Annotated in this window: 13 protein-coding genes; 7 read left to right on the top strand and 6 right to left on the bottom strand. The window is 72.2% G+C overall.

Features of this window, described 5'->3' with window-relative positions; genetic code table 11:
• Positions 1–54: 54 nt before the first annotated feature.
• Positions 55–1,710 carry an FAD-binding dehydrogenase gene (locus tag E6R60_RS21310; RefSeq protein WP_136328209.1) on the bottom strand — a complete coding sequence of 552 codons (1,656 nt, stop codon included), beginning with the start codon at positions 1,708–1,710 and terminating at the stop codon, positions 55–57.
• A 219-nt stretch (positions 1,711–1,929) separates the two neighbouring features.
• On the opposite strand from E6R60_RS21310, the gene E6R60_RS21305 reads away from it, so the two are divergent.
• From E6R60_RS21305 to E6R60_RS21290, 4 genes are read left to right on the top strand one after another with little or no spacing between them, the layout of a single operon-like run.
• Entirely contained in the window at positions 1,930–2,823 is an 894-nt protein-coding gene (locus E6R60_RS21305; RefSeq protein ID WP_136328208.1) for a DMT family transporter, read from the top strand.
• Positions 2,824–2,869: 46 nt separating this feature from the next.
• Complete coding sequence (locus E6R60_RS21300) at positions 2,870–3,379, top strand: NUDIX domain-containing protein (RefSeq protein WP_136328207.1); 510 nt, start codon at positions 2,870–2,872, stop codon at positions 3,377–3,379.
• Between the two features lie 38 nt (positions 3,380–3,417).
• On the top strand, positions 3,418–3,813 hold the full coding sequence (locus E6R60_RS21295) for a DUF202 domain-containing protein (RefSeq protein ID WP_136328206.1): 396 nt from the start codon (positions 3,418–3,420) through the stop codon (positions 3,811–3,813).
• The gene (locus E6R60_RS21290; RefSeq protein WP_136328205.1) at positions 3,810–4,121 is read left to right on the top strand and encodes a DUF202 domain-containing protein; all 312 of its coding nucleotides are present in this window, start codon (positions 3,810–3,812) and stop codon (positions 4,119–4,121) included. The genes E6R60_RS21295 and E6R60_RS21290 overlap by 4 nt, the downstream gene beginning before the upstream one ends.
• Before the next feature lie 15 nt (positions 4,122–4,136).
• Here E6R60_RS21290 and E6R60_RS21285 read toward each other — a convergent pair whose 3' ends face one another.
• Both E6R60_RS21285 and E6R60_RS21280 read right to left on the bottom strand, forming a co-directional pair.
• Positions 4,137–5,078, bottom strand: coding sequence for an NADP-dependent oxidoreductase (locus E6R60_RS21285; RefSeq protein ID WP_136328204.1), 942 nt, complete (start codon positions 5,076–5,078; stop codon positions 4,137–4,139).
• Positions 5,079–5,145: 67 nt separating this feature from the next.
• The gene (locus E6R60_RS21280; protein WP_136328203.1) at positions 5,146–6,435 is read right to left on the bottom strand and encodes a glucarate dehydratase family protein; all 1,290 of its coding nucleotides are present in this window, start codon (positions 6,433–6,435) and stop codon (positions 5,146–5,148) included.
• A gap of 154 nt (positions 6,436–6,589) precedes the next feature.
• Between E6R60_RS21280 and E6R60_RS21275 the strand changes: the two genes are divergently transcribed.
• The 3 genes from E6R60_RS21275 (at position 6,590) to E6R60_RS37495 (ending at position 10,247) form a co-directional block, all read left to right on the top strand.
• A complete protein-coding gene (locus E6R60_RS21275) occupies positions 6,590–7,618 on the top strand; it encodes a phosphotransferase family protein (protein WP_136328202.1) in 1,029 nt (342 codons plus the stop codon).
• An 8-nt stretch (positions 7,619–7,626) separates the two neighbouring features.
• On the top strand, positions 7,627–8,841 hold the full coding sequence (locus E6R60_RS21270) for an acyl-CoA dehydrogenase family protein (RefSeq protein WP_136328201.1): 1,215 nt from the start codon (positions 7,627–7,629) through the stop codon (positions 8,839–8,841).
• A 527-nt stretch (positions 8,842–9,368) separates the two neighbouring features.
• Positions 9,369–10,247, top strand: coding sequence for an ATP-binding protein (locus E6R60_RS37495; RefSeq protein WP_136328200.1), 879 nt, complete (start codon positions 9,369–9,371; stop codon positions 10,245–10,247).
• Positions 10,248–10,358: 111 nt separating this feature from the next.
• Here E6R60_RS37495 and E6R60_RS21260 read toward each other — a convergent pair whose 3' ends face one another.
• The 3 genes from E6R60_RS21260 to E6R60_RS21250 are packed head-to-tail and all read right to left on the bottom strand — an operon-like array spanning position 10,359 to position 13,416.
• Positions 10,359–10,952 carry a TetR/AcrR family transcriptional regulator gene (locus tag E6R60_RS21260; protein ID WP_136328199.1) on the bottom strand — a complete coding sequence of 198 codons (594 nt, stop codon included), beginning with the start codon at positions 10,950–10,952 and terminating at the stop codon, positions 10,359–10,361.
• A 44-nt stretch (positions 10,953–10,996) separates the two neighbouring features.
• Positions 10,997–12,655, bottom strand: coding sequence for an AMP-binding protein (locus tag E6R60_RS21255; protein WP_136328198.1), 1,659 nt, complete (start codon positions 12,653–12,655; stop codon positions 10,997–10,999).
• Positions 12,652–13,416 (bottom strand): SDR family oxidoreductase, encoded by a 765-nt coding sequence (locus tag E6R60_RS21250; protein WP_136328197.1) that lies wholly within the window; start codon positions 13,414–13,416, stop codon positions 12,652–12,654. The genes E6R60_RS21255 and E6R60_RS21250 overlap by 4 nt, the downstream gene beginning before the upstream one ends.
• Positions 13,417–13,484: the final 68 nt, after the last annotated feature.

The raw sequence follows: 13,484 nt of genomic DNA, 5'->3' as shown, positions 1-13,484 counted from the left end.
CGCCCGAGGGCTCCGAACCCCACCGGACGGACGCGCGGAAGTGCCGCACCACGCTCAGCCGACGGCCTCCGCCGCCGCCCGGCCCGCCGCCCGGCCGGAGAAGATGCAACCGCCGAGGAAGGTGCCCTCCAGGGAGCGGTAGCCGTGTACCCCGCCGCCGCCGAAGCCGGCCGCCTCGCCGGCCGCGTACACGCCCGCCAGGGGGGCGCCGTCGGCGGTGAGGACCCGGGAGGACAGGTCCGTCTCCAGCCCGCCGAGCGACTTGCGGGTCAGGATGTTGAGCCGTACGGCGATCAGCGGGCCGGCCTTGGGGTCGAGGATGCGGTGCGGCGCGGCCGTGCGGATGAGCTTGTCGCCGAGGTAGGTGCGGGCGCCTCTGATCGCGGTGATCTGGAGGTCCTTGGTGAACGGGTTGGCGATCTCCCGGTCGCGGGCGGTGATCTCGCGGCGCAGCTCGTCCTCGTCGATGAGCGCTTCGCCGGTGAGGGCGTTCATGCCGCGGACCAGGGCGCCGAGGTCCTTCTCGACGACGAAGTCCGCGCCCCGCTCCATGAACGCCTTCACCGGCCGGGGCACGTCCGCACGGGCCCGGCCGATCACGTCGCGGACGGACTTGCCGGTCAGATCGGGGTTCTGTTCGGAGCCGGAGAGCGCGAACTCCTTGCCGATGATCTTCTGGTCCAGGACGAACCAGGTGTAGTCGTGGCCGCTGCGCATGATGTGTTCGAGGGTGCCGAGCGTGTCGAAGCCCGGGAAGAGCGGGACGGGCAGCCGCTTGCCGCGGGCGTCCAGCCAGAGCGAGGACGGGCCGGGCAGGATGCGGATGCCGTGCCTGGCCCAGATCGGGTTCCAGTTCTCGATGCCCTCCGTGTAGTGCCACATCCGGTCGCGGTTGATGTGGTGGGCGCCCGCCTCCTCGGTGATGCCGAGCATCAGCCCGTCCACGTGGGCGGGGACACCGGAGAGCATCTTGGCGGGCGGGGTGCCGAGCCGTGCGGGCCACTGCTCGCGTACGAGGTCGTGGTTGCCGCCGATGCCGCCGGAGGTGACGATCACCGCCTGGGCCCTGAGCTCGAAGGCGCCGGCCGTCCCGCGGCTGCTCGCGGTGCCCCGGGCCGCGTCGCTGGGCTCCAGGATCTCGCCGCTCACGGTGTCGACGGTGCCCCCGGTGCGGCCGAGTCCGGTGACGCGGTGGCGGAAGCGGAAGCTGACGAGGCCCTTGGCGACGCCCTCGCGCACGCGCCGCTCGAAGGGGGCGACGACGCCGGGGCCGGTGCCCCAGGTGATGTGGAAGCGGGGGACGGAGTTTCCGTGGCCGTTCGCGTCGTAGCCGCCGCGCTCGGCCCAGCCGACCACGGGGAAGAACCGGACGCCCTGGGCGTGCAGCCAGGAACGCTTCTCGCCGGCGGCGAAATCGACGTACGCCTCGGCCCACTTCTTCGGCCAGTGGTCCTCCTTGCGGTCGAAGCCCGCCGTGCCGAACCAGTCCTGGAGGGCCAGCTCATGGCTGTCCTTGATCCGCATGCGGCGCTGTTCGGGCGAGTCGACGAGGAAGAGGCCGCCGAAGGACCAGTGCGCCTGGCCGCCGAGCGACTGCTCGGGTTCCTGGTCGAGGAGGATCACGGAACGGCCCGCGTCGACGAGTTCCGCGGTGGCGACCAGCCCCGCGAGTCCTGCCCCGATCACGATCACATCAGCGTCGTACGCCATGGGTTCCATCCTTGTCGGGGCCGACCGGGCGGCGGTCCGGCGGAAGGACCGCACGTCACCCGTACGGCCGCTCGCGAAGTTACTCGTGCGTCAGATCTTCGGTACCGGCCGCTCCGGCGTCAACCGCCCGGTCGGCCGCACTCCGGCCGCACCGGCGGGCCCCAGGCGCTATCGTCGAAACAAATCACCCTCTTCCGGCCTGACTTGGGGTGGAGACGCGTGTCGGTGCTGGTCCTCGTGCTCGCCGTGAGTGCGGCCTGCTGTCTGGGGTTCGGCTTCGTGCTGCAGCAGGCCGCCGCGAGCCACGCCCCGAGGAGCGACTACCTCTCCCCCCGGCTGCTGCTGGACCTGATGCGGGTGCGCAGCTGGCTGGCCGGCATCGGGCTGATGGTCTGCGGCATGGTGCTGGGCGCCCTGGCCCTGGGGAAGGGCGAGGTCTCCGTCGTCGAACCGCTCCTGGCCACGAATCTGCTCTTCGCGATGGCCCTGTCCCGTCACCGCACCGGTCAGCGGCTGGGCCGGCAGGGCTGGGCCGGGCTCTGGCTGCTGGCCGGCGGAGTCGCCGCCTTCCTGGTGGCGGGCGAGCCCCAGGGCGGGGAGGCGGTGTCCAGTCCGCTGCGGCACTGGCTGGTGATCGGCGTGGTGGTGGGGCTCGCCCTGCTGCTGACCGCGTTCGCCAAGCGCGCCCGGTCGGGGGTGTCCCCCGCACTGCTCGCGGTGGCGGCGGGACTGCTGTACGGACTCCAGGACGGCCTCACCCGGGTCAGCGGGCAGCGGCTCTCGGATGGGGGCTGGGCGGGGTTCGTCACCAGCTGGCAGCCGTACGCGGTGCTGGTGCTGGGGGTCACGGGACTGATCCTCGTGCAGAGCGCGTTCGAGACGGGCCCGCTGCGGTTGTCGCTGCCGGCCCTGACCGCGGCCCAGCCGCTGGCCGGGATCGCCTGCGGGATCGGCTTCCTGGGCGACCAGGTGCGCACCGACACCGGCGCCCTGGCCTGGCAGGCGGCCGGGCTGGCGGCGATCGTGGGCGGGATCGTGCTGCTCGGGCTGCACCCGGCGATGCCGGAGGGGCCCGTGGGCGGACGCCGTACGCAGAGCCTCCAGCCGCACTGAGGGCTGCCCGTCACGGGCGTGCCGGCGCTGATGTTGGATGGGGGCCATGAATCCCTCTGACGAGATCCTGGACATCGTCGACGAGAACGACGAGGTGGTGGGGCAGGCCCCGCGCGGCGAGGCGACCGCGCGGGGCCTGCGCCACCGCTGCGTGTTCATCGAGGCCCGCGACGCCGAGGGCCGGGTCTTCGTGCACCGCAGGACCGCTGCCAAGCTCGTCTTCCCATCCCACTACGACATGTTCGTCGGCGGGGTCGTCGGCGCCGGTGAGTCCTACGACGAGGCCGCGCTGCGGGAGGCCGAGGAGGAGCTGGGCGTCACGGGCCTGCCCCGTCCGGAGCCGCTGTTCAAGTTCCTCTACGAGGGCGGCGGCCACAGCTGGTGGTCGTACGTGTACCGGGTGCGGTGCGTGCTGCCGGTGCGGCCGCAGGTCGAGGAGGTCGCCTGGCACACCTTCCTCACCGACGCGGAGCTGGAGCAGCGGCTCGGCGACTGGGACTGGGTGCCGGACGGGCTGGAGGGCTACCGGCGGCTCCGGGCGTTCCGGTCGGCCTGAGACCGCCCCGGGTGCGGGACAGCCCTTAAGGTCCTCACGTGAAGGAATTCGTGCGGGGTCTGCGGCTGTGGTTCGCGCCGCAGCGGATCCGCGAAGAGGGCGACACTCCCGACTACCGCTTCTCGCTCGCCAACGAGCGGACGTTCCTCGCCTGGATCCGGACGGCTCTCGCCCTGATCGGCGGCGGTTTCGCGGTCGACCAGTTCCTGCCGGAGCTGGCGTGGGGCGTCCGCGCGGGCCTGGCGCTCGCCCTGCTGGCGGCCGGGGTGCTCTGTGCGCTGCGGGCCGTCAACCACTGGGTGCGGTGCGAGCGGGCGATGCGGCGCGGGGAGGACCTGCCGGTGTCGCGCTTCCCGACGTTGCTGGGCCTGGCGGTCGCCGTGGTGGCCGTGGTGATGGTGGTGGTGGTCCTCTTCGGCTGGGAGGGCCGGTGACCGCCGGGGAGCGGGACCCGGGGCTCCAGCCCGAGCGGACCAGGCTGGCATGGCGGCGTACGACGCTGTCGTGCACGGTGGTGGCGCTGCTGGCCGGGAAGCAGGCGCTGCACGGCGGGATCACCACGGCCGGAGTGGTCGCGCTGGCGTTGAGCGTGCTCGCCTGGCTGGGGTTCCTGAGGGTGGCGAACCGGCGGGTGCAGGGCATGGGCGCCGCGCGACCGCAGCCGCTCGGCGCGCGTGCGGCGCTGACGGCGGCGGCGTGCACCGTCGCGCTGGCCGCGTTCGCCGCGGCCATGCTGTTCTGATCCGCCTTGGGGCGGTCAGTCCTCGCTCTCCCAGTCGACGGTGACGACGATCTTCCCGCGGGTGCGCCCCTCGGCGTTGAGCCGGTGGGCCTCCGCCGTCTCCGCCAGGGGGAAGACCCGGTCCACATGGACCGAGACGATGCCCTGCTCGGCCAGTTCGGCCAGATGGGCCAGGTCCTTGGCGTCGGGCCGCACGAACGCGTACGTGCCGCCGTACGAGAACACCTCGCTGTCCACGATCGACGCCAGGCGCCCGTCCGGCGCGAGCGTCTCGGCGGACACCCGCAGCGCCTGACCGCCCACGGTGTCGAAGGCGGCGTCGATCCCGTCGGGGGCGAGCGCCCGCAACCGGTCCGCCAGCCCGTCCCCGTACGCCACGGGCTCCGCGCCGAGCCGGCGCAGATGGTCGTGGTTGCGCTCGCTCGCGGTGCCGATGACCCGGCATCCGGCGTGGCGGGCGAGCTGCACGGCGATCGAGCCGACGCCGCCCGCCGCCGCATGGACCAGGACCGTGTCGCCGTCGCCGATGCCCAGCGAGCGGTGGAGCACCTGGTAGGCGGTGAGGCCGGCCAGGGGCAGGCCCGCCGCCTCCTCGAAGCTCAGGCTCAGCGGCTTGCGTGCGAGGGTGCGCACGGGCGCGGCCACGTACTCGGCGAAGGTGCCGCGGCTGAGGAAGTCCTCCCGCACGTACCCGATGACCTCGTCGCCGACGGCGAACTCGTTGACGGCGACGCCGGGCTGGACGACGACCCCGGAGACGTCCCAGCCGGGGATCACCGGGAAGACCGTGTCCAGGGCGGAGTCGAGGTGTCCCTCGCGGGCGGCCCGGTCGACCGGGTTGACGGCCGCGGCCCGTACCTTCACCAGAACGCTGTCGGGGCCGACCTTGGGGTCGGGGCGCTCCCCGTACTCCAGAACGTCGGTCCCGCCGTAGCTGCTGTAGCTGATCGCCTTCATACACCGACATTCGCGGCGCGGCGGGGCGCCCGCAAGTCGGACCGGCCCGGGCCCGGCGTACCCGCCTTCACCAGCGCGGGATCGCGGGAGTCGCCCAGTCCGGCTCGGCCTTGCGCATCGCGGCGGCGTCGTCGCGCTCGCGCATCGTGCCGTCGTCGTCGAGCCAGCGGCGGTGCAGTACGGCCAGGCGTTCCCGGTCGAGTTCGACGCCGAGGCCCGGGGCGTCGGAGACGGTGAGCCGGCCGTCCTCGAAGACGTGGCGGGTGGTGATGACGTCCTCGGTCTGCCACGGGTAGTGGCTGTCGCAGGCGTAGTCGAGGTTGGGGACGGTGGCCGCCACGTGCGTCATGGCGGCGAGGCTGATCCCGAGGTGGGTGTTGGAGTGCATGGACAGGCCGACGCCGTAGGTGCGGCAGATCCCGGCCAGTTCGCGGGTGCGGTGCAGCCCGCCCCAGTAGTGGTGGTCGGAGAGGACGACCTGGACGGCGCCGCGGGCGAAGGCCTCGGGCACCTCGGCGAGCGTGGTGACGCACATGTTCGTGGCCAGCGGGACGTCGGTGCCGGCCGCCACGGCGGCCATCAGCTCCGTGCCGCTCGCCGGGTCCTCCAGGTATTCGAGCACGTCCTTCAGCTGCTCGGCGACGTACAGCGAGGTCTCGACGGACCAGGCTCCGTTGGGATCCAGCCGCAGCGGCTGTCCGGGGAACGCCTCGGCCAGGGCGCGGACCGCGGCGATCTCCTCGTCGGGCGGGAAGACGCCGCCCTTCAGCTTGAAGGAGGAGAAGCCGAACTCGCGGGCGAAGCGCCGGGCCTGGGCGACGACTCCGGCCGGGTCGAGGGCCGCGCCCCAGTCGTCGTCCTCGCCGCCGTCCGGGTGCCCGGCCCAGCGGTAGAAGAGGTAGGCGCTGTACTCGACGCTGTCGCGGACCTTGCCGCCGAGCAGTGCGTGCACCGGCAGGCCGAGGGACTTGCCCAGGGCGTCCAGACAGGCGACCTCGAAGCCGGAGACCACGGAGAGGCGCAGCTTGTCCGCGGTCTGGACGCCGCGCAGACCGCCCGCGTCGACCCGTTCGTCGGCCGCGCGTGAATCTCCGCACACCTCTTCGGCAAGGGCGAAGAGGCCGTTCACATCGCTGACCGGGCGTCCGGCCAGGGCCGCGGCGAGGGGTTCGGCCAGGTCGAGGTACTTGCCGTCGCCGTAGGTCTCCCCGATGCCGGTCACTCCGCCCCGGGTGACGACCTCCACGATGAGCCGCGGGGTGTAGGGCTGGTGCACGCCCTGGGTGTTGAGGAGCGGCGGGTCGGCGATGAGGATCGGGGTCAGCCGGACTTCGTCGATCAGCAGTGCAGTATCCATACGTGAACTCTATTCAGAGATACGACTGAGTGCCAGGGCCCGGCCGTCATTCGGACCGGATTCCGCACATCCGGTTCCGGAAGTTCACTGGACGACATACCGACTGGTCGGCATCATGAGCACCGACTGCTTTTCCACCCCGGAGGTGCCCACGATGAGCCCAGTCCATCCGCCAGGTCTCGACCTCGACCGCTTGCGCGGACATCTGGACCGCGAGCGGCCGGGTCTGGTGAACGGACCGCTCGACGCCCTGCTCATCGAGGGCGGCCGCTCCAACCTGACCTACGTCGTCACGGACACGGAGGGCGCCGGCCGCTGGGTCGTCCGCCGGCCGCCGCTGGGCCATGTGCTGGCCACCGCCCACGACATGAAGCGCGAGCACCGGGTGATCAGCGGGCTGTACCCGACGGCCGTCCCGGTCCCCGAACCGGTCCTCCTCTGCGAGGACGACACGGTCATCGGCTCGTCCTTCTACGTCATGGAGTACGTCGAGGGCACCCCGTACCGCACGGCGGAACAGCTGGCGCCGCTGGGCGCCGAGCGGACCCGCAAGGCGGTGCTGGGGCTCGTCGACACCCTCGTGGAGCTGCACGCCGTGGACCCGCAGGCCGTCGGCCTCGGTGACTTCGGGCGCCCCGAGGGCTTCCTCGACCGGCAGCTGCGCCGCTGGGGCAAGCAGCTGGACGCCTCCCGCAACCGCGAACTGCCCGGCATCGACGAGCTGCACGCGGCGCTCGGCCGGCAACTGCCCCACTCCCCCGCCCCCACCGTCATCCACGGCGACTACCGCCTGGACAACGTGCTCCTCGGGTCCGACGACGAGATCAAGGCCGTCCTCGACTGGGAGATGTCCACCCTCGGCGACCCGCTCACCGACCTCGGCCTGCTGGTGATGTACAGCTCCGACCTGGGCCTGCCCGAGTCGCCCGTCTCCACCACCAGCGGGGCGGCCGGCCACCCCTCCCCCGCCGAGCTGATCGAGCGCTACGCCGCCCGCTCCGGCCGGGACACCTCCGCGATCTCCTGGTACACGGCGTTCGCCTGGTTCAAGCTCGCCGTGATCCTGGAGGGCATCCACTACCGCTACACCCTGGGCCAGACGGTCGGCGGCGGCTTCGACCGCATCGGCGACCTCGTCCCCGTCTTCATCGAGCACGGCCTCACCACCCTCCAGGAAGGCTGACCCACCCCATGGACTTCGCATTCGACGCCCGTACCGAAGAGCTGCGCGCCAAGCTGCTCACCTTCATGGACGAGCACGTCTACCCGGCCGAGCAGATCTCGGAGGAGCAGCGCGCGGAACTCGCGTCGCCCTGGGACACCCCGAGAATCGTCGAGGACCTCAAGGCCGAGGCCCGCCGGCAGGGGCTGTGGAACCTCTTCCTGCCGGACGCCGAGTACGGCGCCGGGCTCACCAATCTCCAGTACGCCCCGCTGGCGGAGATCCTGGGCCGCTCGCCGCACCTGGCGCCGACCGCGCTGAACTGCGCGGCCCCCGACACCGGGAACATGGAGGTGCTGGCCCAGTTCGGCACCGAGGAGCAGAAGAAGCAGTGGCTGGAGCCGCTGCTGGCCGGTGAGATCAGGTCCGCGTTCGCGATGACGGAGCCGGAGGTCGCCTCGTCGGACGCGACCAACGTCGAGACCCGGATCACCAGGGACGGTGACACGTATGTCATCAACGGGCGCAAGTGGTACATCTCCGGGGCGATGAACCCGGACTGCGCGATCTTCATCGTGATGGGCAAGACCGACCCGGACGGCGAGGACATCCGCCGCCAGCAGTCGCAGATCCTGGTCCCTCGCGACACCCCCGGCCTGACGGTGAAGCGCGCCATGCAGGTGTACGGCTACGAGGACCACTCCCACGGCGGCCACGCCGAGGTGGTCTTCGAGGACGTGCGGGTGCCGGCGGCGAACCTGATCGGCGAGGAGGGCGGCGGCTTCGCCATCGCCCAGGCGCGGCTGGGTCCGGGCCGTATCCACCACTGCATGCGCCTGATCGGCATGGCGGAGCGCGCCATCGAGCTGATGTGCCGGCGCGCGGTGGCCCGTACCGCCTTCGGCAAGCCGCTCGCCCAGCAGGGCGTGGTGCAGAACTGGATCGCGGACGCCCGGGTCACCGTGGAGCAGCTGCGGCTGCTCGTGCTGAAGACCGCCTGGCTGATGGACACGGTCGGCAACCGCGGCGCTCACACCGAGATCCAGTCCATCAAGATCGCCACTCCGCGTGCGGTCGTCTCGATCCTCGACCAGGCGGTGCAGCTGCACGGTGCGGGCGGGGTCAGCCAGGACTTCCCGCTGGCGGAGCTGTGGGCGGCGGCGCGGACGCTGCGGCTGGCGGACGGTCCGGACGAGGTGCACCAGCGGTCGCTGGCCCGCAGGGAGATCAAGAAGTACCTCTAGGGCTGCTCCGCTGAAGTCGTGCGGCCTTGAGAGGGGTGCCTACGTGGGTCCCTCGACAGGGCTTGCGCGGCTCATCGGACCCGATGACGTATGCCTCCAGCTTCTCGGTCAGGTCGGTGCGGCTGCGGAAGTCGCCGTGCCGCAGGGCCCGGCGGGTCAGGCTGAGATGGCCGCGTGAACGGGCGGCGATCGCGGTCTTCCCGTCGAGGGAGCGCACCACCGTTCCCTGCGGTGGATCGAGGAGGAGGGGGCACCCCGCGGACGCCCGCTGCCGGAGGTCGGGGGTGTCCCGGCAGGGCAGCCGGCCACGGACCTGGTGCGGCTTCGGGTCGCGACCCGGCCAGGATCCTGCCGGCCTGGGAGGCGGAGACCGACACGAAGCAGGCTTCGCCGAGGCCGCTGTCCGCACCAACCGCTCGCGGACCCGCGCAGCGACCGCCACCGCCACCGCTGTCCCCGCCCGTCGCCCGCCCGTCACGGCCCGTGGTCATGGCGGGCCGCCGCGGGGGCACGGCAGGATGGGGCTCGTGCCGAAGAACCCCCCGGAATCGATGCAGCACCACCTGCGCCGGCGTCTGAACCGCCACGCCCGGGAGTGCTGGCCCCACGTGGACGCCCTCACGGTCCGCTTCCGCGCAGGATTCGCCTACGTGGCAGCCGAGCTGCCCGGCGAGCAGAGCCTGCCGCTGTGCCGACTGCGTTTTACCGGCGTACTCCATACCTGGGGCTTCGCCCTCTGTCCGGCCGGCAACGACCGCTACCGGGACCACATCCTTTCCAGCGGACTGCCGGCCGGCTCCCCGGAGGAAGCCCTCGACTGCGCGGGCGACCTCTACCTCAACGCTCTCGCGCCGGCCATCCGGGTGCCGGCAGGACTCGTCCTCCTCGTCGGGCCACCCGCCTCGGGCAAGACCAGCTTCGTTCAGGCGCTGATCACGCGCCGGCAGATCGACGCGGAAGCCGTGGTGTCCAGCGACGAGATTCGCGCTGAGCTCTTCGGCACCTCATCTGCGGAAGCGGAATCCGACGCGGCGGACGCACGCGTCTTCGAGGAACGTGACCGCAGGATCGTCGCCAGGCTCGCCGCCGGGCGCAGCGCAGTCGCCGAGTCGACGAACGTCACGCCGCAGGCACGCGCACGGCTCATCGCCCTCGCCAGGCGCTTCGACGCGCCGGTGACCATGCTGCGATTCGACCCGGACGTCCCCGGCCTCCTCCAGCAGTACACCGAGCGAGGCCGCACGGACCTCACCGCCGCGGACGTCCGTTCCTACGCCGCCCTCATGACCCGGGACGCCGGCGCCGACCGGCTCCGCTCCGAGGGCGCAACCACCGTCCATGATGTTCCCGGACGTCGCCAGGCGACCACGCCCGCCGAAGCCGCCGCGCTCTTCCACTTCGCCTGACGCATCCGACGCGTCCAGCTCCGCGTCCGAGGCCCCTCCACGCACCTGTGGGGAGCAGCACCGGGGAACAGCCCCCGGCGGGCCCGTGCGAACGGGCCCGCCGGAAAGGCCCTACGGCCGCAGGGCGCGCAGCAGCAGGTCGGCGAGGTGGTCGGCGACCTCCTGCTGGGTCAGCGGGCCGTCCGGCCGGTACCAGGTCGACAGATGATGGACCGAGCCGAAGTGGTAGTCGACGATCAGGTCCGCCGGGGTCGCCGTGGAGAACACCCCGCTGCGCTGGCCCTCTTCCACGAGTGCGCGGAAGCGCTCGTGGTAGCGGCGCCGCTCGACCCGTACCTGCTTGTTCTTCTCCGGGCTCAGATGGTGCATGGAGCGGAAGAAGATCGAGGCGTCGTCGAGGTTCTCGATGGTGGTGACGACGACGTCCGCGGCGGCTTCGCGCAGCCGCTGCTCGACCGGCGCGTCGGCGTCCGCGAAGGCGTCCAGCCTCTCCTGCTGGAGTCGCAGCACCCGGGCGTAGACCTCCTGGAGGAGGTCCTCCTTGGAGCCGAAGTAGTGGTAGAGCGCGCCCTTGGTCACGCCGGCCGCCTCGACGATCTCCTGGACCGAGGTGCGGTCGTACCCCCGCTCGGCGAAGAGCCGGGTGGCGGCGGCCAGCAGCCGCTGGGGGACGGGGGTACCGCTCCCGTCCGTCGCCTTGGCCATAGCCGCCACCTTCCTTCCGTGAGACGCGTGAACCGGACCCGGTTCTAGCGGGGTGAACGCAGTTCCCGCCTGAGGATCTTCCCACTTGCGGTCTTGGGAAGTTCCGCCAGGATCTCGACTTCGCGCGGGTACTTGTACGCGGCGAGCCGTTCCTTGCAGTACGCACCCAATTCGCCGGGTTGGACCGAGGCGCCGGGCCGCAGACTGACGTAGGCGCGGACCGTCTCGCCGCGGTAGGCGTCGGGGACGCCGACGACGGCGGCCTCGCGCACGGCGGGGTGGGTGTACAGGACGTCCTCCACCTCGCGCGGCCAGACCTTGAACCCGGAGGCGTTGATCATGTCCTTCTTGCGGTCGACGACGTAGAGCCAGCCCTCGCGGTCCATGAAGCCGATGTCGCCGGTACGCAGCTCCCCGTCGGGGAAGGCGGCGGCGGTGGCCTCGGGCAGCCGCCAGTAGCCGGAGACGACCTGGGGACCGCGCACCGCGATCTCGCCCTGCTCCCCGAAGGGAACGTCCGCCCCGTTCTCGTCGATGATCCGCACGACCGTGTCCGGGCCGGGCACGCCGACCGAGAGGGTGCCGGAGACCGGGTCGACGGGCGCCTCGCGCTCGGGCGGCACGGACGCGCAGGGCGCGGTGCACTCGGTGAGGCCGTAGCCGTTGCGGATGTACGGACCGAAGCCGGTCCGGAACTTCTCGACGAGTGCGGGCGGCAGGGGTGCGCCGCCGGAGGAGATCACCTGGAAGGAGGCGAAGTGCTCGGGCGTGACCCCGGGGGTCGCGGCCAGCGCCATGAAGGCGGTGGACGGGCCGACGGTGTACGCGGGGCGGTGCTCGGCGAACGCGTCGAGGACGACGCCGGGGTGGAAGCGGTAGGCCAGGACCAGGGTGCCCGCGTTGGCGAGGCAGGCGGCCAGCTGGCAGACCATGCCGGTGATGTGGAAGAGCGGGGCCAGGGCGAAGTAGGCGGAGCCCTCGGCGACGGGGTGGCCGGTGCGCTGCCGTTCGGCGTTGACCATGATGTTGCCGTGGGAGTTCATGGCGCCCTTGGGGGTGCCGCTGGTCCCGGAGGTGTAGCTGATGAGCGCGACGTCGGCGGCGGCGGGCTCCCGGCCGGCGGGAGCCGCGAGGCCCTGGCGGGCGACGGTCACCAGATCGTCGGCGTCCTCGGCGGGCGGCCGCCGGTCGAAGTCGAGCACCCGCTCGTCGTTCTTCGTCTGGAGGTCCAGCTCGCAGGCGGTGACGGCGATCCGGAGGGCCGGGGCGGCGGCCGCGGTGTCCCGCAGATACGCCTCCCAGGCCCGGTCGGAGCAGATCAGCGCCGTGACCTCGGCGTCCTTCAGTACGTGCCCGACCTCGGCCGACTTGTACATCGGGTTGAGCGGGACGACGGTGGCCCCGGCCTTCCAGGCGCCGAGCAGCGCGAGGACGAACTGCGGGGAGTTCTGCAGCATGATCGCGACCCGGTCGCCGCGCTCCAGGCCGCGAGCCGCGAGGTGCCCGGCCACCGAGTCGGAGAGTTCGCCGGTCTCGCGATAGGTGAGGCGGCCGTCGAAGTAGGCGAGCGCCGGATGGCCGGGGGCCCGGGCCGCTGAGTCGCGGAAGGCGTGCACCAGGGTCTCGGCGGGGCTGACCGGGGCCCGCTGCGCCTCGCTGAGCAGCGCGAGCCAGGGCTTGGCCGCGTAGATCGACTCGCTCATGCGCCTGCCTCTTCCCACTTCTGCTGGAGGTGGTTCATATTGCCGAGCCAGTGGTCGGTGTCCTTGGCGCGGGCCCGGTAGTACCCGGCGACCTCGGGGTGCGGCAGGACGAGGAAGCGGTCCTCGTCCATGGCGTCGAAGAGGGCGTCGGCGACGTCCTCGGGCTCGATGGCGCTGGGGGCGAGGACGAGCTTCCCGGCCGATCCGGCGGCGGTGAGCATGTCCGTGCGCACGCCCTGCGGGCAGATCGCGTGGACCTTGACGCCCCGGTGGCGGTAGGTGAGGGAGAGCCACTCCGCGAAGGCGACCACGCCGTGCTTGGTGACGCTGTACGGCGCCGCGCCGATCATCGTCAGCAGTCCGGCCGCGGAGGCCGTGGAGACGAACCTGCCGCTGCCGCGCTCCAGCCAGTCGGGGAGCAGCGCCCTGGCCGCGCGGACGTGGGCCATCACGTTGACGTCCCAGGCGGCGGCCCAGACCTCCTCGTCGGCGAAGACGTCGCCGGGCGAGGCGAGGCCGGCGTTGGCGCAGTACACGTCCACCGTGCCGTCCAGCGCGTCGCGGGCGGCTTCGACGATCCGGGAGGCGTCTCCGGCGACCGGGACGGCGCCGATCTCCTCGGCGAGCGTCTTGATCCGGCCCTCGTCGACGTCGTTGACCACGACCCGTGCGCCCTCGGCGGCGAATCTGCGGGCCAGGGCGGCTCCGATGCCGCCTCCGGCCCCCGTGACCACTACGCCCGCGCCCTGCACCGTACTCATCGGTCCCGCCTCTCTCAGCCGATTGCACCGGCAGACTAACCGGTCGGTATGTCCTCGGGGAAGGGGTG

The organism is Streptomyces sp. A0642 (assembly GCF_004795105.1).
GTDB lineage: Bacteria > Actinomycetota > Actinomycetes > Streptomycetales > Streptomycetaceae > Streptomyces.
This window is presented reverse-complemented; position numbering and strand designations above follow the sequence as displayed.